This window comes from Rhizobium sp. PL01 (assembly GCF_033447125.1).
In the GTDB taxonomy this organism is placed as follows: Bacteria; Pseudomonadota; Alphaproteobacteria; order Rhizobiales; family Rhizobiaceae; genus Pararhizobium.
Window position 1 is genome coordinate 924,760 of sequence record NZ_JAWQUM010000001.1, and the last position, 18,739, is coordinate 943,498.

Below are 18,739 nucleotides of genomic sequence, written 5' to 3' on the forward strand. Positions count from 1 at the left end.
GATCGCTCCGCGCGGGTTTTTTGATAGCCGGATACTGCCTTCGGTTCAGACCGCCTTGCTGAGGCTTTGCAATTCTTCAGTCGGGGTGCCAGCAATGCGGCCGATGACGGCTTTGGCAAGCTCCCGGCCGGCATGACGGATGTCTTCGTTCATGGTGATGACTTCCGGCCGTAGCCAGCTCAGGAAGTCGCTTGGCACTTTCGAGACCATATCGATATCTTGGTTGAGCTTCTTTCCAACCGTCTCCAGCCCCGCGATCAATGCGATCGCCGCGGCGCCCGAGCCAGACACAATGCCGTCAGGCGCATCCGGGGATCTCATCAAGGTTTCGAAGGCCGCGCGAATTTCCACCAGCGTATTGTCTATATCAACAGTGTTGAAAGCGATGGTTTCGACACCGAAATCACGGATTGCCCGGTCAAAACCATCGCGCATGTGCCGGTGGAATGTCAGGCGCGGCGGCGGCTGCAGTAGCGCGATGCGTTTGCGGCCAAGATCGACAAGCCGTTTCACTGCCTCATAGGCAAAGCCCTCGTTGTCGAAGTCGTGATAGGGGTGGGCAAGACCCATGTCCGTTCGGCCGTGGGTGACGAACGGGAAGTTCCGTTCCATCATCAGCGCCACGCGCGGATCCTTCGGCTCAGTACGTGAAATGATGACCCCGTCAGCAGCACCGGTGTCGAGAACATACCGCACGGGAACAAGGGCGTCCTTGGAGGAGCTGTAGGGTGTCACCACAAGATGATAGGGCGTCGAGGCCAGTATTTCGGAGATGCCGATGACCATGGGGCTGGTCAGCCCCATCACTTCCTCCTCAAGTGACAGGACCAGACTGATGACATTGGTCTTGCCGGTGCGCAGCCTGACGCCGGCACGGTTCGGCTGATAGCCGACCTGCTTGGCGACGAGCCGTACCCGCTCCTTGGTTTCGGCGCCGATGTCCGGGGCATCCTTCAGGGCGCGTGATACCGTTGTTATACCGAGGCCGGTCATGAAGGCAATCGTCTTCAGCGTCGGGCGCTCGTTCATTGAGGGCGGTATCGTTGCCTGCCGGCCTTTGTTGTTCTCGTCCATTCCCCGCCCGTCGCTTTCCCATGTTCAGGTCGTGCCGTCGCAAGGACGACGTTTAACCTGCAGAAACCCCAAGGGGCTTGCCTGCCTTATATCCGATTCATGACATAGAGGCACCCACGGTCCATGCCCCCGAATTTTGAGAAATCTGTAACGATACAGTAGCCTTGTCGAGTTGTTTTTTTGCTTTCGTGATTGCCGCTCTCTCTGGGGTTGAATCTTGCGCCGCACCAAGATGTCGCTGCATCCGCGAAGTATGCGTGGGGTGAAGAACCGCGAATTTAGTGACAGGATTGTCGAAATATCTGCATTTATAGCGATTTTCGGTGCAAATTTGCACCGCAATAAAGCTTGGTTTTCACCGCATCGGTATGCATTTTTTTAAAGCTAAAAGTTGTGTGGATATTTTTATCGGGAATTGTGCGTTGTGGTGGTTGCGTCTGCAAATCGATTGAACTAAGTTTTTACGGTAACGTTACAGTGAGGGAGGAAAACTCATGAAATTGCGTTTGTTGGCTGCTGCATTGGCGGCGACTGTAGTGCTTCCATTGGGCATCGCTAACGCTGCCGATCTGGAAGTGACGCATTGGTGGACGTCCGGTGGCGAAGCCGCGGCCGTCGCAGAACTGGCCAAGGCATTCGATGCCACCGGCAATCATTGGGTCGATGGCGCTATTGCCGGCTCCGGCGGCACTGCTCGGCCGATCATGATCAGCCGCATCACCGGCGGTGACCCGATGGGTGCCACCCAGTTCAACCACGGCCGTCAGGCTGAAGAATTGGTGCAGGCTGGTCTCATGCGCGACCTGACGGATGTCGCGACCAAGGAACATTGGAAAGACATCATCAAGCCGTCGAGCCTGCTCGACAGCTGCACGATCGACGGCAAGATTTATTGCGCGCCGGTCAATATCCATTCCTGGCAGTGGCTGTGGCTGTCGAACGCGGCCTTCAAGACGGCCGGTGTCGATGTGCCGAAGAACTGGGACGAGTTTGTTGCCGCCGCTCCAGCGCTTGAAAAGGCAGGTATTGTTCCGCTCGCCATCGGTGGCCAACCTTGGCAGTCGGCGGGGGCCTTCGACGTTCTGATCCTGTCGCTTGCGGGCAAGGATACGTTCCTCAAGGTCTTTGGTGACAAGGATGAAGCCGTGGCGGCCGGGCCGGAAATGGCCAAGGTCTTCAAGGCTGCCGACGATGCTCGCCGCATGTCCAAGGGTACCAATGTTCAGGATTGGAACCAGGCGACCAACATGGTCATCACCGGCAAGGCCGGCGGACAGATCATGGGGGATTGGGCACAGGGTGAATTCCAGCTCGCCAACCAAAAGGCAGGCGTGGACTATTCCTGCTTGCCCGGGCTCGGGGTGAATGCCGTCATCGCGACCGGCGGTGATGCGTTCTATTTCCCGCTGTTGAAGGATGCGGAAAAGTCCAAGGCACAGGAAGCACTTGCATCGACGCTGCTTGATCCGAAGACGCAAGTTGCCTTCAACCTGAAGAAAGGCTCGTTGCCGGTTCGTGGTGACGTCGACCTCGCAGCAGCCAACGACTGCATGAAAAAGGGCCTCGATATCCTGGCCAAGGGCGATGTCGTCCAGTGGACCGACCAGCTCCTCTCTGCAGACAGTCAGAAGCAGAAGGAAGATCTCTTCTCCGAGTTCTTCGCCAACCCATCGATGACACCCGAAGAAGCGCAGAAGCGCTTTGCCGACATCATCGCTTCGGCCGATTGATCGAGCCAGTCTCTCGGAAACCGGCTCCGCACGCGCGGGGCCGGTTTCAGGCTCCCGGCAATCTGGAGCTTCTGTCCTCAAAATAAAAATGCGATCCAGGGGAGGGTTGACCTATGACGGGCCACGCGAACGCCGGCCGGCCGAACCAGTTGCTGCGCAATCTGAATGCGAAGATTGCCTCAATTCCAATGATTCTCACCGCGGTCGTCATCTTTTTCGGCGGTACACTCTGGACGGTGTTTTATTCCTTCACCAATTCCAAGCTCCTGCCGCGTCTGTCTTTCGTCGGTCTCGACCAGTACGAGCGCTTGTGGGCAGCCCCCCGATGGCTCATCTCAATCCAGAATCTGGCTATCTATGGTCTGTTTTCGCTGATCTTCAGCCTTGTGATCGGTTTTCTGCTGGCGGCGCTGATGGATCAGAAGATTCGCTTCGAAAACACATTTCGGACGATCTTTCTCTACCCCTTCGCGCTCTCTTTCATCGTCACCGGCCTCGTCTGGCAATGGATTCTGAACCCTGAGTTTGGCGTCCAATCCGTTGTGCGCTCGCTCGGCTGGAGCAGCTTCACATTCGATCCCCTCTATAATTCCAATATCGTCATCTACGGCGTCCTGATCGCGGCCCTCTGGCAGGGGACAGGGCTTGTCATGTGCCTGATGCTGGCCGGCCTGCGCGGGATTGATGAGGATATCTGGAAGGCGGCGCGCGTCGACGGCATTCCGACGTGGAAGACCTATGTTTTCATCATCATCCCGATGATGCGCCCCGTGTTCATCACAACGCTGGTGATCATCGCCAGCGGCATCGTCAAGGTATACGATCTGGTCGTAGCGCAGACTAGCGGTGGGCCAGGTATCGCTTCCGAGGTGCCTGCCAAATACGTCTATGACTACATGTTCCAGGCACAGAATCTGGGTCAGGGATTTGCCGCTTCGACCATGATGCTGCTCACCGTCGCCATTATCATCGTCCCCTGGGCCTATCTCGAATTCGGAGGACGCAAGCGTGGCTGAAGTCGTATCCCTCAATAAACCCGCCACTGCCGCGGCGCCTGCGACGAAGCCAATTTCCGGACCGAGAGGCAAAAAGCCGAAGCCGATGTTCTCGCCGCGAAACATCATGATCTACGGCGCGTTGCTGTTTGCCGCTGTCTATTATCTCTTGCCACTCTATGTGATGGTCGTCACATCGTTGAAGGGCATGCCGGAAATCCGGCTCGGCAACATCTTCTCACCGCCGGTCGAAATCACCTTCGAACCTTGGGCCAAGGCTTGGGCGAGTGCCTGTACGGGTCTGAACTGCGACGGGCTTTCCCGCGGGTTCTGGAATTCGGTACGCATCACCATCCCTTCGACCGTCGTCTCTATCGCCATCGCCTCGGTCAATGGCTATGCGCTGGCCAACTGGCGCTTCAAGGGCGCCGACCTGTTCTTCACCATCCTGGTCGTCGGCGCATTCATTCCCTATCAGGTGATGATTTATCCGATCGTCATCGTACTGCGCGAAATGGGCCTCTACGGGTCGCTGACCGGCCTGATCCTCGTCCACACGATCTTTGGCATGCCGATCCTCACGCTTCTTTTCCGCAACTACTTCACGTCGCTGCCGGAGGAACTGTTCAAGGCGGCACGTGTCGATGGGGCAGGGTTCTGGACCATCTACTTCAAGATCATGCTGCCGATGTCGCTGCCGATCTTCGTGGTCGCGATGATCCTGCAAATCACCGGTATCTGGAACGACTTCCTGTTCGGCGTCGTGTTCACGCGGCCGGAATATTATCCCATGACCGTCCAGCTCAACAATATCGTCAATTCTGTTCAGGGCGTGAAGGAATACAACGTCAACATGGCGGCAACCATCCTGACTGGTGCCGTGCCGTTGATCGTCTATTTCGTCTCCGGACGGCTTTTCGTCCGTGGCATCGCCGCCGGCGCAGTGAAAGGGTAATTGCATGACCAGCAACAGTGTATCGGTCAGGGATCTGTCATTGAGCTTCGGTGCGGTCACCGTACTTGAAACTCTCAATCTCGACGTCAAGGATGGTGAGTTCCTCGTGCTTCTCGGCTCGTCCGGCTGCGGAAAATCGACACTCCTCAATTGCATCGCCGGACTTCTCGACGTGTCGGAAGGCCAGATTTTCATCAAGGAGAAGAACGTCACTTGGGAAGAGCCCAAGGATCGCGGCATCGGCATGGTGTTCCAGTCGTATGCGCTCTATCCGCAGATGACGGTGGAGGGCAACCTGTCCTTCGGCCTCAAGGTTGCCAAGCTGCCCCAAGCGGAAATCGACAAGCGGGTGGCCCGCGCCGCCGAAATTCTGCAGATACAACCGCTTCTGAAGCGCAAACCGTCCGAACTCTCCGGTGGCCAGCGGCAGCGCGTGGCCATCGGCCGTGCCCTGGTGCGCGATGTCGATGTCTTCCTGTTTGACGAACCGTTGTCCAATCTCGATGCCAAGCTACGTTCGGAACTGCGCGTCGAAATCAAGCGGCTCCACCAGTCGCTGAAGAACACGATGATCTACGTCACCCATGACCAGATCGAGGCGTTGACGCTGGCCGATCGCATCGCGGTGATGAAGAGCGGCGTCATCCAGCAGCTGGCTGATCCCATGACGATCTACAACATGCCGGAAAACCTGTTCGTTGCCGGCTTCATCGGTTCGCCATCGATGAATTTCTTTCGCGGCGAGATCAAGGACAAGGCCGGCCGCAAGGTCATCGAGATCAACGGCGTCGATTTCGCGATGGATGCCTATCCCGCCCGTGGGCCGCTGGAAGCTGGCCGCAAGGTCGTTCTCGGGGTTCGCCCGGAACACGTCAAGGTCGATGAGCCAGGCGCGGAAATCCATGACGCGGTGGTCGATATCGAGGAGCCAATGGGCGCCGATAATCTGCTGTGGCTGAAGCTGGCCGGGCAGACCATATCGGTGCGCATTGCCGGCGCGCGGCGCTATGCGCCTGGATCGGCGGTGAAACTCAGCTTCGACATGTCGATGGCCTCGGTGTTCGACGCCGTGACCGAAAACAGGATTTGATCACTCTGAAACACTGTGATGGCCGCAAGCGTGCGCGGCCATCATGACCGAATGAATGATGCCGGCCCTGTCGGGGTTGGCTGCGAATGGATTGCGACAATGTCTGCTCTTGCTTTCTCCACCCCTGCCACCCTCGACCTGTCCGGCGATTGGCAACTTGCCGCGTCCGACAACAGTCATGCACTGACGATCGCCATTCCCGGCGATGTCCATAGCGCCCTGCAGGCGGCAGGCGTTATCGCGGATCCCTATGCCGGCCGCAACGAGGACGATGTGCAATGGGTGGCGCACAAGGATTGGGTGCTGCAACGGCTGTTCCATATCGATGAGGTCGATCTCGCAGGCAATTGGTATCTGGATCTGGAGAGCCTCGACACGATCGCCGAGGTCTATGTTAACGACCAGCTGGTGTTGAAATCAGACAATTGCTTCCGCCGCTATCGTCCGGATGTTGGCTCGGCATTGAAGGCGGGTGAAAACAGGCTGCGTGTCGTTCTGCGTTCCTCGATCGCCGCGGGGGCTGAGAGGCAGGCGGCCCAGCCGTTCTACATTCCTTATTCGACCGGTAACTCACCCATTGCCAATGGCAACATGCTGCGCAAGCCGCAATGCCATTTCGGCTGGGACTGGAACATCGCCATTGCACCGCTCGGCATCTACGGCACGATTGCGCTGAAAAGGCTTGCCGCCGCCCGTATCGAACATGTGACAACGCGGCAGGTGCCGCAGATCGGCGGAGCGATTGATCTTCAGATCACGGTGACGTTGTTCGCAAAGGAGCCCGGCATTGTCGGGATTGACTTCGTGCTTGGCGGCCAGCGGGAGCATCTGGAGTGCGCCGTCAATGCCGGTGAAACGCAGGTCACCCATGTCTTTACCGTGGAAAATCCGGCTCTCTGGTGGCCGGCCGGCAGCGGCGAGCAAGTACTATCCTTGCTCAGGGTCTCAGTTCCAGGCGAAACTGTTACCCGCCATATCGGTTTTCGCACCGTCGAGTTGATCACCGACAAGGATACGGCCGGCAGCCGTTTCGCCTTCCGCGTCAACGGCCGCGAAATCTTCTGCCGGGGCGCCAACTGGATCCCTGCCGATGCGCTTGCCTCCCGGGTTACGCCGGAGAGCGTCGAGGACCTGCTGCGCTCAGCCGTCGACGCCAATATGAACATGATCCGTATCTGGGGCGGCGGGTTCTACGAACCAGACTGGTTCTACGATCTCTGCGACCGGCTCGGTATCATGGTCTGGCAGGATTTCATGTTCGCCTGCAATCTCTATCCCTCGACACCGGATTTTCTGGAGAACGTCGCCGCCGAGGTCGAGTATCAGGTCAAGCGCCTGTCCTCGCATCCGTCGATCGTGCTCTGGTGCGGCGATAACGAACTGGTCGGCGCGCTGACCTGGTTCGAGGAAAGCCGCAAAGACCGTGACCGCTACCTGGTGTCTTACGATCGCCTCAACCGTGTCGTCGAAACCGGCATCAAGGCGGCAGCGCCCGAGGCGATCTGGTGGCCGTCGAGCCCGTCGGTCGGGCCGCTCAATTTCGGCGATGCCTGGCACGCCGATGGTTCCGGCGACATGCACTATTGGTCGGTCTGGCACGAAAACAAGTCGTTCGACAATTACCGCACCGTGCGGCCGCGTTTCTGCTCGGAGTTCGGCTTCCAGTCCTACACGTCGATGCCGGTGGTGCGGCAGTTTGCCGAACAGAAGGACCTGAACGTCGCTTCGCCGGTGATGGAATCACACCAGAAAAATGCCGGCGGCAACGAGCGCATCGCCGCGACCATGTTCCGCTATTTCCGCTTCCCGAAGGATTTTTCTAATTTCGTCTATCTCAGCCAGATCCAGCAGGGACTTGCGATCCGCACGGCCGTCGATTTCTGGCGATCGCTGAAGCCGCATTGCATGGGCACGCTCTACTGGCAGCTCAACGATACCTGGCCGGTCGCCTCTTGGGCCAGCCTTGATTACGGCGGCAACTGGAAGGCCATGCACTACATGACCCGCCGGTTCTTCCAGCCGGTCGCAGTCGCGGCCATCCCGTCAGATGACGGCAAGACCATCTCGTTTTCGATGGTCAACGATACGGCGGCACCCGTGACAGTCGAGCTTCAGACCTTTGTCATTTCGCTTTCCGGCGAGAGACAGCCCCTGACGGCTGCTGCCGGCACCTGCAGCCCGGATCGTGCCGATACGCTGATGACGATTGCCGCGTCCGATATCCCGAAGGACGCGTTGCTGTTCTGGTCGTTCGAGGCTTCGAACGGCATGCGCGGCGAGGGGCACCACGTTCAGGGCACTTACAAGGCGCTTGATCTTGAGCCATCGGGTCTTTCCATCTCGGCGACGCCGGTCGGCGATGGTTCCTACGGTGTCACGGTTTCGGCAACCGGTCTTGCCCTGCATGTGATGATCGAAGCCGACGTCGAAGGCCGCTATTCGGATAACGCCTTCGACCTGACGGCGGGCCAAAGCCGGGTCATCCGCTTTACCCCACGGCAACCACTGGCAGCAGGCGCTGGTCCGGTCTTCACCGGCTACGACCTTCACTCCTGCCAAGGCAACGGATAGGAGGCCGCAATGCTGCGAAGCGAAGTCAATGCCATAATTGAGCGGAGCGATGCCTTCATGCGTCAGCATGGGTTCGTCCTGCCACCTTTCGCTTACTGGTCGCCTGAGGAGCTGAAGGCGCGGGTGGCGTCGGACACGCCCTCCATCCGCGACACCCGGCTCGGCTGGGATATCACCGACTATGGCAAGGGCCGGTTCGACGAGTTTGGCCTTGTCCTGTTCACCCTGCGTAACGGCTCGGCGGCGGCGCTCGCTGATGGCCGCGGCATGCTCTATGCCGAAAAGCTGATGATCACGGCAAAAGATCAGGTCAATCCACTGCATCGGCATGCTGTGAAAACCGAGGATATCATCAATCGCGGCGGCGGCACGCTGGTGCTGCAAATGTACAATTCACTGCCTGATGGAAATGTCGATGAGGCCAATGATGTGGTGGTCGCCACCGACGCCCGCCTGCGGACACTGAAGGCTGGCGCTTTCCTGCGGCTGTCGCCCGGCGAAAGCGTCACGCTTCTGCCCGGCAACTGGCATGCCTTCTGGGCCGAGGGCGCGGATGTGCTGATGGGCGAGGTGTCGACCGTCAACGATGATCTCACCGACAATTATTTCCGCGAGCCCGTCGGCCGCTTTTCCACCATCCAGGAAGACACCAAGCCGAGCCATCTGCTGGTGTCGGACTATGACACCTGGCTCCCATAAACGATCCCAAGGAGGAATTCTCATGCAGACCGTCAGCTTCCAGCTTTACAGCGCCCGTAATTTCCCGCCGCTTTCCGATGTCCTGAAGACGATCGGTGCCGCCGGCTACAAGCAGGTCGAAGGGTATGGCGCTCTTTACGCCGCGCTCGATGATGCCGCCCTTGCCGCGCTGAAGGCAGACATGGATAAGAGCGGCGTGACCATGCCGTCGGCCCATTTCAGCCTCGATCTGCTCGAGAACGATCCGGCGCGCGCCGTGCACATCGCCAAAACGCTCGGCATCAAGTCGATCTATTGCCCCTATCTTGCCGCTGAAGATCGTCCGACGGACGCTGCCGGCTGGAGAGCCTTTGGTGAGCGCCTTGAAAAGGCAGGCAAGCCCTTCCGTGACGCTGGCCTCGATTTCGGCTGGCACAACCATGATTTCGAATTCGTGGCGCTGGCCGACGGATCGATCCCGCAGGACCATATCTTTGCCGGCGGGCCAAATCTGTCCTGGGAGGCGGATATCGCCTGGGTCATCCGTGGCGGTGCCGATCCGTTCGCTTATATCGAAAAGTACGGCAAGCGCATTACCGCCGTCCACGTGAAGGATATCGCCTCGGCTGGTGAGAATACGGATCAGGATGGCTGGGCCGATGTTGGTCACGGTACGGTAGAATGGGCAAAGCTCTTCAAGGCGCTGTCTGCAACATCAGCAAAATATTACATCGTCGAGCACGACAATCCCACGGATTACAAGGTGACGGCCGAGCGCTCGATCGCCTCGATCAAGACCTACTGAAAGAAAGACAACACTATGACACAGGAACGAGTGACAGGGGAACTTGGCGTCGGCATCATCGGCTGCGGCAACATCTCCACCACCTATTTCACGCTCTCACCGCTCTTTAGGGGCATTAAGGTCGTCGCCTGCGCCGATATCAACCCGGCTGCCGCAGAAACGCGTGCGTCCGAATATGGCGTCAAGGCACAGACCATCGAAGAACTGCTGGCCAATCCGGAAGTCGACATCGTTGTCAACTTGACGATTCCGGATGCGCATTTCCCTGTTTCCAAGATGATTCTGGAAGCCGGAAAGCACGTCTATTCGGAAAAGCCGCTGGTTCTATCGCTGGAGCAGGGCGAAGAGCTTCGCGGGGTCGCAGCCGCCAACAAGCTCAGGGTCGGCTGCGCGCCCGACACGTTCCTCGGCGGCGCACACCAGCTGGCGCGTGACTATATCGACCAAGGCAAGATCGGCCGTGTCACATCCGGCACCTGCCACGTCTTGAGCCCTGGCATGGAGATGTGGCATCCGAACCCGGACTTCTTCTTCCTGCCCGGCGGCGGCCCGATCCTCGATCTCGGTCCCTATTACATTGCCAACCTGATCAACTTGATCGGTCCGGTCAAGCGCGTGGCGGCACTGACCTCGATGGCCAATCCGACCCGCACGATCACCAGCGAGCCGCGCCAGGGCGAAGTCATTCCGGTGAAGACGCCGACAAACATCCATGCATTGCTCGAGTTCCAGAATGGGGCGACGATCACGCTGTCGGCCAGCTGGGATGTCTGGTCGCACAATCATGCCAACATGGAACTCTACGGCACGGAAGGCTCGCTGTTTGTGCCGGACCCGAACTTCTTCGGCGGCACGGTCTCTGCCAGCGGCCCTGATAAAGACATCCAGCCACTGGAAACCTGGGATCATCCGTTCTCTGTTCCCAACCAGGAACACAAGCAGGGCATGATGGCCAATTATCGCACGGCTGGCCTTGCCGATATGGCGCTTGCCATTCTCGACGGCCGTGACGCGCGCTGCTCACTGGAACGGGCACTTCACGGCGTCGATGTCATGGTGTCGATCCTGAGGTCGGGCGAAGAGGGCCGTTTCATCGAGCTGACGACGACCTGTACCCAGCCGGCAGCGCTCGGTATCGAGGAAGCCAAAGCCCTGTTGCGCTAACGCAATTCCAGCAAAAGTGCGCAGCGGTTTTGCGTTCGGAATTGCCTAAAAAGCAAAAGGGAGAGCGTTTTCGCGGTTCGAAGAAAGCGGAAAGCTCTAGGCCAAATTTGGGGGTGCAAGGCAGTATCGCCTTGCACCGTCATCACAATAAAATATACCGCTTCTATCCCGATATTCCCGGAGCATAGCCGCTTCGGGAATTCCTTTTTCAAAGCACAGGCAGGATAAAACGATGAGCTGGCAACCGGCTGACAATCGCTACGAGACGATGAAGTACAATCGCTGCGGCAAGACCGGGCTGAAGCTGCCGGCGATCTCGCTCGGTCTTTGGCACAATTTCGGCCATGAAACGCCGCATGAGCGCAAGCTCGACATGTGCCGCACGGCATTTGACCTCGGCATTACCCATTTCGATCTCGCCAACAATTACGGCCCGCCTCCGGGCTCGGCCGAAACCGCGTTCGGCGAGATCATGCGCACCGATTTTGCCGGCCTGCGCGACGAGCTGATCATCTCCTCCAAGGCCGGCTATGACATGTGGCCGGGTCCGTATGGCGAATGGGGCAGCCGCAAGTACATGATCGCGTCCTGCGACCAGAGCCTCAAGCGCATGGGTCTCGATTACGTCGATATCTTCTATTCGCACCGCTTCGATCCAGACACGCCGCTGGAGGAAACCTGCGGTGCGCTCGATCATATCGTCCGATCGGGCAGGGCGCTGTATGTCGGCATCTCCTCCTACAATTCGCAGCGTACCCGCGAGGCCGCAGCGATCCTGAAAGATCTCGGTACGCCGCTGATCATCCACCAGCCGAGCTATTCGATGCTCAACCGCTGGGTCGAGGATGACGGTCTGGTCGATACGCTGGAAGAGCTTGGCATGGGTTCGATCGTGTTCTCGCCTTTGGCGCAGGGCATGTTGACGACGAAGTATCTCGGCGGCATTCCGGCCGACAGTCGTGCCGCGCAGAACCACTTCCTCAAGAAGGATTTTATCCGCCCGTCGATCCTCGACAATATCAGGAAGCTCAACGAGATTGCCGAAAAGCGCGGCCAGACGCTGGCGCAGATGGCCATCGCCTGGGTCCTGCGCAACGGCCGGATCACCTCGGCGCTGATCGGCGCCAGCCGGTCGTCGCAGATCGTCGATTGCGTCGCTGCGTTGAAGAACGACACGTTCACGGCGGAAGAACTGGCCGAGATCGATGTCTATGCCAAGGAAGCCGACATCAATCTGTGGGCCTCGTCGGCAGAGCGCGATTAAGCATCGGCCCTACGGTCACGCACAATAGCAAAGAGCACCGGATCGTCTGATCCGGTGCTCTTTGCGTTCAGGGCATGCATTCAAGCCGGATAGATGCGTGGGCGGCGGATATCGACGAAGCCGCGCGCGTCGGCCCGGAACGGGAATTCCGGCGCCGCGTCGAACTCGATGGACTGACCATCGACCGTCAGGGCAAGCACACGTTTGGAATCGGGCCGGTCGATGACGCGGGCGATGGTTGCCTGAATGCCATGGCCATCTTCGCGCCAGGTGACGTCGGCGGGCCGGAAGAACAGTTCGGCCGGGCCGTCCGCAATTCCGGCCGCGTCGAAGCCAACCTCCTGGATCTGTGCTTTTTCTCCGGAAACCGTGACCTTCAGGCGGTTGGCGTCGCCAAGGAAATTCATGACGAAGGCACTGGCCGGTGCCCGGCAAACCTCTTCTGGCGTCCCCGTCTGAACGATCTTACCCTTGTCGAGAATGACGACGCGATCGGCGAGGTCGAGGGCCTCGGCCTGGTCATGGGTGACGAACAGCGTCGTGATGCCCAATTCGTCATGGATCTTGCGCAACCAGCGCCGCAGGTCGCGCCGGACATTGGCATCGAGCGCGCCAAACGGTTCGTCGAGCAGCAGAACCTTGGGGTCGACGGCAAGCGCCCGGGCCAGCGCCACCCTCTGCCGCTGTCCGCCTGAGATTTGGGCTGGAAACCGATCCTGCAGGCCTTCAAGCTGGACGAGGCGCAGCAGATGCTCCACCCGATTGGTGATCTCTGCGGACGAGCGTTTGGTCTTCGAGACCTTCATGCCGAAGGCGATGTTGTCGCCAACCGTCATGTGTGGGAAGAGCGCATAATGCTGGAAGACGAAACCGACGCCGCGATGGCGAACCTCGATATCGGTGGCGTTCTCGTTACCGAAATAGATGGCACCGCCATCGGGGAATTCGAGGCCGGCCACCATGCGCAGGATCGTCGTCTTGCCCGAGCCGGACGGTCCCAGCAAGGCGACCAGCTCGCCGCTCTCGATGTCAAGCGAAACGCCATGCACGGCGCGAAAAGTGTCGAACGTCTTGACGACGGTGTCGAGGCGGATTTTCACGGTTTTGTCTCCGAAGTGGTCGGTGCTGTGCCGGCAAGTGAGGGGCGGCGGACGCGGCCAGCGCCCCGGCGCTCAAGCGCCACCTTGGCGATCAGGGTGACGACGGCGAGCGCCGCAAGGATCGATGCGGCGGCAAAGGCGCCTACGGCGTTGTAGTCGTGGTAGAGCAGCTCGATATGCAGCGGCAGGGTGTTGGTCTGGCCGCGGATATTGCCCGAAACCACCGAGACGGCGCCGAATTCGCCCATCACCCGCGAGTTGCAGAGAATAACGCCATAGAGCAGCGCCCATTTGATGTTGGGCAGCGTCACGAAGAAGAACGTCCGCCAGCCGCTGGCACCGAGCGAGGTGGCTGCTTCCTCCAGATCGCGGCCCTGCGCCTGCATCAGCGGAATGAGTTCGCGGGCAACGAAGGGGGCCGTCACGAACATGCTGGCGAGCACGATACCGGGCAGGGCGAACAGGATTTTGACATCGGCTGATTGCAGTGTTTCGCCGAACAGGCCCTGCAGGCCATAGACGAAGAGGTAGGCGACACCAGCGACGATAGGCGACACCGAGAAGGGGATTTCGATGACGATCAGCAACAGGCGGCGCCCGGGGAAATCGAATTTGGTGATGGCCCACGCGGCCGCGACACCAAATGCCGTATTGATTGGGACGGCGATCAATGCCGTCAAAGCCGTCATCAGGATCGCATGGCGTGTATCGGCATTGGTAATCGTCTTGCCGAAATAAGCGATGCCTCTGGAAAAGGCTTCGTAGCCGATGACGGCCAGGGGTGCGATGATGACAAGCGCTACCAGCGTCAGCACGATAGCAATCATCGTGTTGCGAAACACCGGTGCTTCGCCAATCCGCGGCGGCCGTTTCGTCTTGGCTTTGGCCATGATCAACCCTTTACCGTATAACGCAGCGCGCGCGCCTGCAGGACGTTGGTGACGGCAAGCATCGTGAAGGCGGCCAGCAGCATCACCGAGGCGATCGCGGCCGATGCGGGATAGTCGTATTCTTCCAGCCGGATGAAGGCGAGGAGGGCGGTAATTTCCGTGTCGAACGGCTGGTTTCCGGCGATGAAGATGATGGCGCCGAATTCGCCGAGGCTGCGCGCGAACGACAGAGACAGTCCAGCCAGCAGCGCTGGCGCCAGCTGCGGCAGGATCACCCGCAAAAAGATTTCCAGATCGGTGGCGCCGAGCGTCTGCCCCGCTTCCTCCAGCGCCGGGTCAAGTTCCTCCAGCACCGGCTGCACTGTACGCACGATGAAGGGCAGACTGGTGAAGGCCATGGCGATGATGATGCCGAGCGGCGTATAGGCGACCTTGATGCCGATGGCGGCGAGCGGCGCGCCGAACCAGCCGTTCGAGGCAAACAGCGTCGTCAGAGCAATACCGGCAACGGCGGTCGGCAGGGCGAAGGGCAGGTCCACCAGCGCATCAATGAAGCGCCTGCCCGGAAAACGGTAGCGCACGATGACCCAGGCTAGGGCAAGGCCAAACACCAGGTTGAACAGTGTGGCGGCCAGAGCGCAGAGCATGGTGACCCGGTAGCTGGCCATGGCGCGTTCGGACGAGACGATCCGCCAGTAGTCCTCCGGACCGAGGCTAGCCGCCTTGAAAATCAGTGCGCCAAGCGGCAGCACGACGATGATGGCGACATAGACGAGCGTTATGCCGAGCGTCAGGGGCAAGCCTGGAAGAATGCGCCGTGCCAATAAACTGCCCTTTGAAATTCGAGGTGGAAAACATCTTGAGGCCGCGGCGGGACTTTCGTCCGCCGCGGCCTTCGTTTTTCAGAGTCTGTGTTTGTGATCAACGGTTTCCGTAGATCTTATCGAGCGCTGCCCCTTCGGCGAACTGCTCTTCCTTGATCTTGCCCCAGCCGCCAAAAACATCTTCGACCTTGAGGAGCCGGATTTCGGGGAACTGGTCCTTGAATTGCGCAGCGACGGTGGCGTCGTTCACGCGGTTGCCGTTCTCGGCCAGGATTTTCTGACCTTCCGGCGTGTAGAGAAAGTCGAGGTAGGATTTTGCCAGATCGCGGGTGCCGTTCTTGTCGACCACCTTGTCAACGATCGCCACCGGGAACTCGGCGAGAAGGCTGACGGAAGGCGTGACGATATCGAACTTGTCTTCGCCGAATTCCTTGGCGATGCCCTTGGTTTCGGCTTCGAACGTGATCAGCACGTCGCCAGTCTCGCGCTCGACGAATGTCGTAGTAGCCGCGCGTCCGCCAGTGTCGAAGACCGGGACATTGTCAAAGATCTTCTTGACGAACTCTTCGACCTTGGCCGGATCGTTGGCGAACTTTTCCTTCGCGTAAGCGGTGGCTGCGAGATACGTGTAGCGGGCATTGCCAGAGGTTTTCGGGTTCGGGAAGATCACCTTCACGTCGTCGCGAACCAGATCGTTCCAGTCCTTGATACCCTTTGGATTGCCTTCGCGCACGAGGAAGGACGGGAAGGAATAGAAGGGGGAAGCGTTGTTGGCGAAGTCGCTCTTCCAGTCTTCCGAGACGAAGCCGCCCTTGACCAGTGCATCGACGTCCGTCACCTGGTTGAAAGTGACCACATCGGCTTCGAGACCCTCGAGGATCGCGCGGGCCTGCTTGGAGGAGCCGCCATGCGATTGATCGACTGTGATGCCGGGATGGGCTGCAATAAAGGCTTCATTGACGTGTTCGAACAGTTCGCGGGAAACATCATAGGATGCATTGAGCAGCTTGTCGGCAGCGGCGGCTGGAGCGGTCAAAGCCGCAAGTGCGACACCGATGAGCAATAGACGTTTCATGAAGAACTCCCCGAGATTTGATTTCGTCCGGAGCATAGAGTCGGCACAGCGGCGTGCCGAGGAACCCTTCTGTGAATGTTTCCGCCGCATTGGAAAAATATTGCCTGAAAGGCTCCAACGGAGAAACGGACGCCTTCATCAAGTCAAAATCATCCAGCCTCGCCAATTTCTGGTATATTAGCTGTTTCAATGAGTTGGTGCTTTATCTTCACAAAGTTTGCCGCTTGCCCGCCGGCGATCATCAAGCGTGCGTAAGCGGCTGCAAACATTGAACGTTGTTGTTAGACAAAAGTCGAAGATCGCCTCTTTCCCGCGTGGCTGGACATGAGGGGGGGAGCGTGTAATCTGCCGGGCGGAGGTGCGCGGGTATATTCGAAATCGCGTGTCCGCATAAAATGGATTTGAGATTGTGCATGTCCGTTTGAGCTAGTCGACATCGGCCAGTGCGGTTTGCACTTCGCGGGGAGGAACAGGTCCGGCATTGCCGTCTGTCCGCGACAACAGAGGAGAGAACATGGATCGCCGTCTATTCATCAAGCGCGCGGCTCTCGGTGGCGTCGGTGCCGCCGCTGCCACGACGCTCGCAGCGCCTGCCATTGCCCAGAGCAACCCGAAGGTCAACTGGCGCCTGGCGTCGTCGTTCCCGAAGTCGCTCGACACGATCTATGGCGGCGCGGAAGTGCTGTCGAAATACCTATCCGACGCAACGGATGGCAATTTCAAAATTCAGGTCTTCGCCGCCGGTGAAATCGTGCCGGGTCTTCAGGCCGCCGACGCTGCCGCTGCCGGTACGGTCGAAGCCTGCCACACGGTTTCCTACTATTACTGGGGCAAGGACCCTGTCTGGGCGCTGGGTGCCGCCGTTCCGTTTGCACTCAACGCACGCGGCATGAACGCCTGGCATTACCATGGCGGCGGTATCGAGATGTTCAACGAGTTCCTGGCGACCCAGGGTCTGGTGGGCTATCCTGGCGGCAACACCGGGGTGCAGATGGGCGGCTGGTTCCGCAAGGAAATCAAGACCGTTGCTGACATGTCTGGCCTCAAGATGCGCATCGGCGGCTTTGCCGGCAAGGTCGTCGAGAAGCTCGGCGTCGTGCCGCAGCAGATCGCAGGCGGCGATATCTATCCGTCGCTGGAAAAGGGCACGATCGACGCGGCCGAATGGGTTGGCCCGTACGATGACGAAAAGCTCGGCTTCTACAAGGTTGCGCCGTACTACTACTATCCCGGTTGGTGGGAAGGTGGCCCGACGGTTCACGCCATGTTCAACAAGGCGGCGTTCGACGGCCTGCCGAAGAACTACCAGTCGCTGCTGCGCACGGCCTGCCAGGCAACCGACGCCAACATGCTGCAGAAGTATGACTATCTGAACCCGGCTGCGATCAAGCGCCTGGTTGCCGCTGGCGCCAAGCTCAGCCCGTTCAGCCCGGAAATCCTGTCGGCCTGCTTCGACAAGGCCAACGAGGTCTACGCCGAAATGGAAGCGACCAATCCGACCTTCAAGAAGATCTGGGACTCGATCAAGGCGTTCCGTGGTGAGTATTACCTCAATGCCCAGATCGCCGAATACAACTACGACACGTTCATGATGATCCAGCAGCGCGGCGGCAAGCTCTAAGCTCTGCATTCATCGCTGAAACGAAAAACCCCGGAGCGCTGCTCCGGGGTTTTTCTTTGTCCGTCGGCGAGGGGTGGTCAAATCCTCAAAAAAGCGCTTTCGCTGTTTCGCCAGAATCGGTTTCGAGGCTGCTTACGGCCCGTAAAAAAATGGCCGGTTCGAAGACCGGCCATCAAACTGCTGACAAAACCCGACAACGACTATCTGGTGAAAGCGGCACTCCACTCTCCGTCATCCTCGCCCTTGTGGCGGGGATCCAGCGACCCGACGTCTGTCGGGTCAAAAGGCTCTTTCAGCCCAAGGACTTGGGCTGGCTGGATCTCTGTGACAAGCACAGATATACTGGCAAAACAGCTTCCCCCAATTGGCAACAGCTGAATGCCGATATCGGCCAAAAAGCCATAGATATCAACCGTTTGTTGCAACAGTAGACAACAGTTGATAACAGCTGTATACAGGGTGCCACGCTTCCCCCAGACTTCCCCCGAGGACACCATGCCCGTCAAACTTACAGACCGATTTTGCAAGCATGCACCAGCAACCGAAAAGCGGCAGGAAATCGCCGATCTCGGTTTTCCCGGCCTCTATCTGATCATCCAGCAAACCGGCTCGAAATCCTTCGCCGTGCGCTATTCGATACGCGGCAAGATCACCAAGGCGACGTTGGGTTCCTATCCCGCCATCCCGCTCGCCAAGGCGCGCGAACTGGCGCAAGGCATCGTTGGACAGGTGACGACGGGTGTCGATCCCAAGGTGGCGGAACGCGAGCGCAAGGAACAAGAGGCACGGCTGAAAAGCGATACGCTGGAAACCGTGCTGGCCGATTATACCGCGCGCCGCCTGTCGAAACTGCGACCGCGAACCGCCGCTGGCTACCGCTGGCTGTTGAACCGAAATCTGGCC

General features: G+C 59.0%; 18 protein-coding genes. 13 read left to right on the forward strand and 5 right to left on the reverse strand.

What is annotated here, in order from left to right:
- Positions 1-45: 45 nt before the first annotated feature.
- Positions 46-1,074 (reverse strand): LacI family transcriptional regulator, encoded by a 1,029-nt coding sequence (locus tag R6X40_RS04265; RefSeq protein ID WP_318411209.1) that lies wholly within the window; start codon positions 1,072-1,074, stop codon positions 46-48.
- Positions 1,075-1,568: 494 nt separating this feature from the next.
- Between R6X40_RS04265 and R6X40_RS04270 the strand changes: the two genes are divergently transcribed.
- The 9 genes from R6X40_RS04270 to mgrA all read left to right on the forward strand — a co-directional run bounded on the left by R6X40_RS04270 (position 1,569) and on the right by mgrA (position 12,326).
- Entirely contained in the window at positions 1,569-2,804 is a 1,236-nt protein-coding gene (locus R6X40_RS04270) for an ABC transporter substrate-binding protein (protein ID WP_318411210.1), read from the forward strand.
- Positions 2,805-2,917: 113 nt separating this feature from the next.
- On the forward strand, positions 2,918-3,820 hold the full coding sequence (locus R6X40_RS04275; RefSeq protein ID WP_318411211.1) for a sugar ABC transporter permease: 903 nt from the start codon (positions 2,918-2,920) through the stop codon (positions 3,818-3,820).
- The gene (locus R6X40_RS04280; protein ID WP_318411212.1) at positions 3,813-4,754 is read left to right on the forward strand and encodes a carbohydrate ABC transporter permease; all 942 of its coding nucleotides are present in this window, start codon (positions 3,813-3,815) and stop codon (positions 4,752-4,754) included. The genes R6X40_RS04275 and R6X40_RS04280 overlap by 8 nt, the downstream gene beginning before the upstream one ends.
- A gap of 4 nt (positions 4,755-4,758) precedes the next feature.
- Positions 4,759-5,844, forward strand: a complete 1,086-nt coding sequence (locus R6X40_RS04285; RefSeq protein WP_318411214.1) for an ABC transporter ATP-binding protein — start codon at positions 4,759-4,761, stop codon at positions 5,842-5,844.
- A gap of 99 nt (positions 5,845-5,943) precedes the next feature.
- On the forward strand, positions 5,944-8,415 hold the full coding sequence (locus R6X40_RS04290; protein WP_318411215.1) for a glycoside hydrolase family 2 protein: 2,472 nt from the start codon (positions 5,944-5,946) through the stop codon (positions 8,413-8,415).
- Positions 8,416-8,424: 9 nt separating this feature from the next.
- The gene (locus tag R6X40_RS04295; protein WP_318411216.1) at positions 8,425-9,114 is read left to right on the forward strand and encodes a D-lyxose/D-mannose family sugar isomerase; all 690 of its coding nucleotides are present in this window, start codon (positions 8,425-8,427) and stop codon (positions 9,112-9,114) included.
- A 22-nt stretch (positions 9,115-9,136) separates the two neighbouring features.
- Complete coding sequence (locus R6X40_RS04300; RefSeq protein ID WP_318411217.1) at positions 9,137-9,898, forward strand: sugar phosphate isomerase/epimerase; 762 nt, start codon at positions 9,137-9,139, stop codon at positions 9,896-9,898.
- A gap of 30 nt (positions 9,899-9,928) precedes the next feature.
- A complete protein-coding gene (locus R6X40_RS04305) occupies positions 9,929-11,062 on the forward strand; it encodes a Gfo/Idh/MocA family oxidoreductase (RefSeq protein ID WP_318411326.1) in 1,134 nt (377 codons plus the stop codon).
- Between the two features lie 232 nt (positions 11,063-11,294).
- Complete coding sequence (gene mgrA, locus R6X40_RS04310; protein ID WP_318411219.1) at positions 11,295-12,326, forward strand: L-glyceraldehyde 3-phosphate reductase; 1,032 nt, start codon at positions 11,295-11,297, stop codon at positions 12,324-12,326.
- Between the two features lie 80 nt (positions 12,327-12,406).
- On the opposite strand, the gene R6X40_RS04315 is transcribed toward mgrA, so the two are convergent.
- The 4 genes from R6X40_RS04315 to R6X40_RS04330 form a co-directional block, all read right to left on the reverse strand.
- Positions 12,407-13,426, reverse strand: a complete 1,020-nt coding sequence (locus R6X40_RS04315) for a sulfate/molybdate ABC transporter ATP-binding protein (protein WP_318411221.1) — start codon at positions 13,424-13,426, stop codon at positions 12,407-12,409.
- On the reverse strand, positions 13,423-14,316 hold the full coding sequence (cysW, locus tag R6X40_RS04320) for a sulfate ABC transporter permease subunit CysW (RefSeq protein ID WP_318411223.1): 894 nt from the start codon (positions 14,314-14,316) through the stop codon (positions 13,423-13,425). The genes R6X40_RS04315 and cysW overlap by 4 nt, the downstream gene beginning before the upstream one ends.
- A 2-nt stretch (positions 14,317-14,318) precedes the next feature.
- A complete protein-coding gene (gene cysT, locus R6X40_RS04325) occupies positions 14,319-15,140 on the reverse strand; it encodes a sulfate ABC transporter permease subunit CysT (RefSeq protein WP_318411225.1) in 822 nt (273 codons plus the stop codon).
- A 97-nt stretch (positions 15,141-15,237) separates the two neighbouring features.
- Complete coding sequence (locus R6X40_RS04330) at positions 15,238-16,215, reverse strand: sulfate ABC transporter substrate-binding protein (RefSeq protein ID WP_318411227.1); 978 nt, start codon at positions 16,213-16,215, stop codon at positions 15,238-15,240.
- 71 nt (positions 16,216-16,286) lie between these two features.
- Between R6X40_RS04330 and R6X40_RS04335 the strand changes: the two genes are divergently transcribed.
- From R6X40_RS04335 to R6X40_RS04350, 4 genes are all read left to right on the forward strand, one after another.
- Positions 16,287-16,487, forward strand: coding sequence for a hypothetical protein (locus R6X40_RS04335; protein WP_318411229.1), 201 nt, complete (start codon positions 16,287-16,289; stop codon positions 16,485-16,487).
- Between the two features lie 242 nt (positions 16,488-16,729).
- Complete coding sequence (locus R6X40_RS04340) at positions 16,730-17,836, forward strand: TRAP transporter substrate-binding protein (RefSeq protein ID WP_318411231.1); 1,107 nt, start codon at positions 16,730-16,732, stop codon at positions 17,834-17,836.
- 56 nt (positions 17,837-17,892) lie between these two features.
- Positions 17,893-18,267: a hypothetical protein gene (locus R6X40_RS04345; protein ID WP_318411232.1), complete on the forward strand. Its 375-nt coding sequence runs from the start codon at positions 17,893-17,895 to the stop codon at positions 18,265-18,267.
- Between the two features lie 64 nt (positions 18,268-18,331).
- A partial coding sequence (locus R6X40_RS04350) for an Arm DNA-binding domain-containing protein (RefSeq protein WP_318411234.1) occupies positions 18,332-18,739 on the forward strand: 408 nt, incomplete at its 3' end.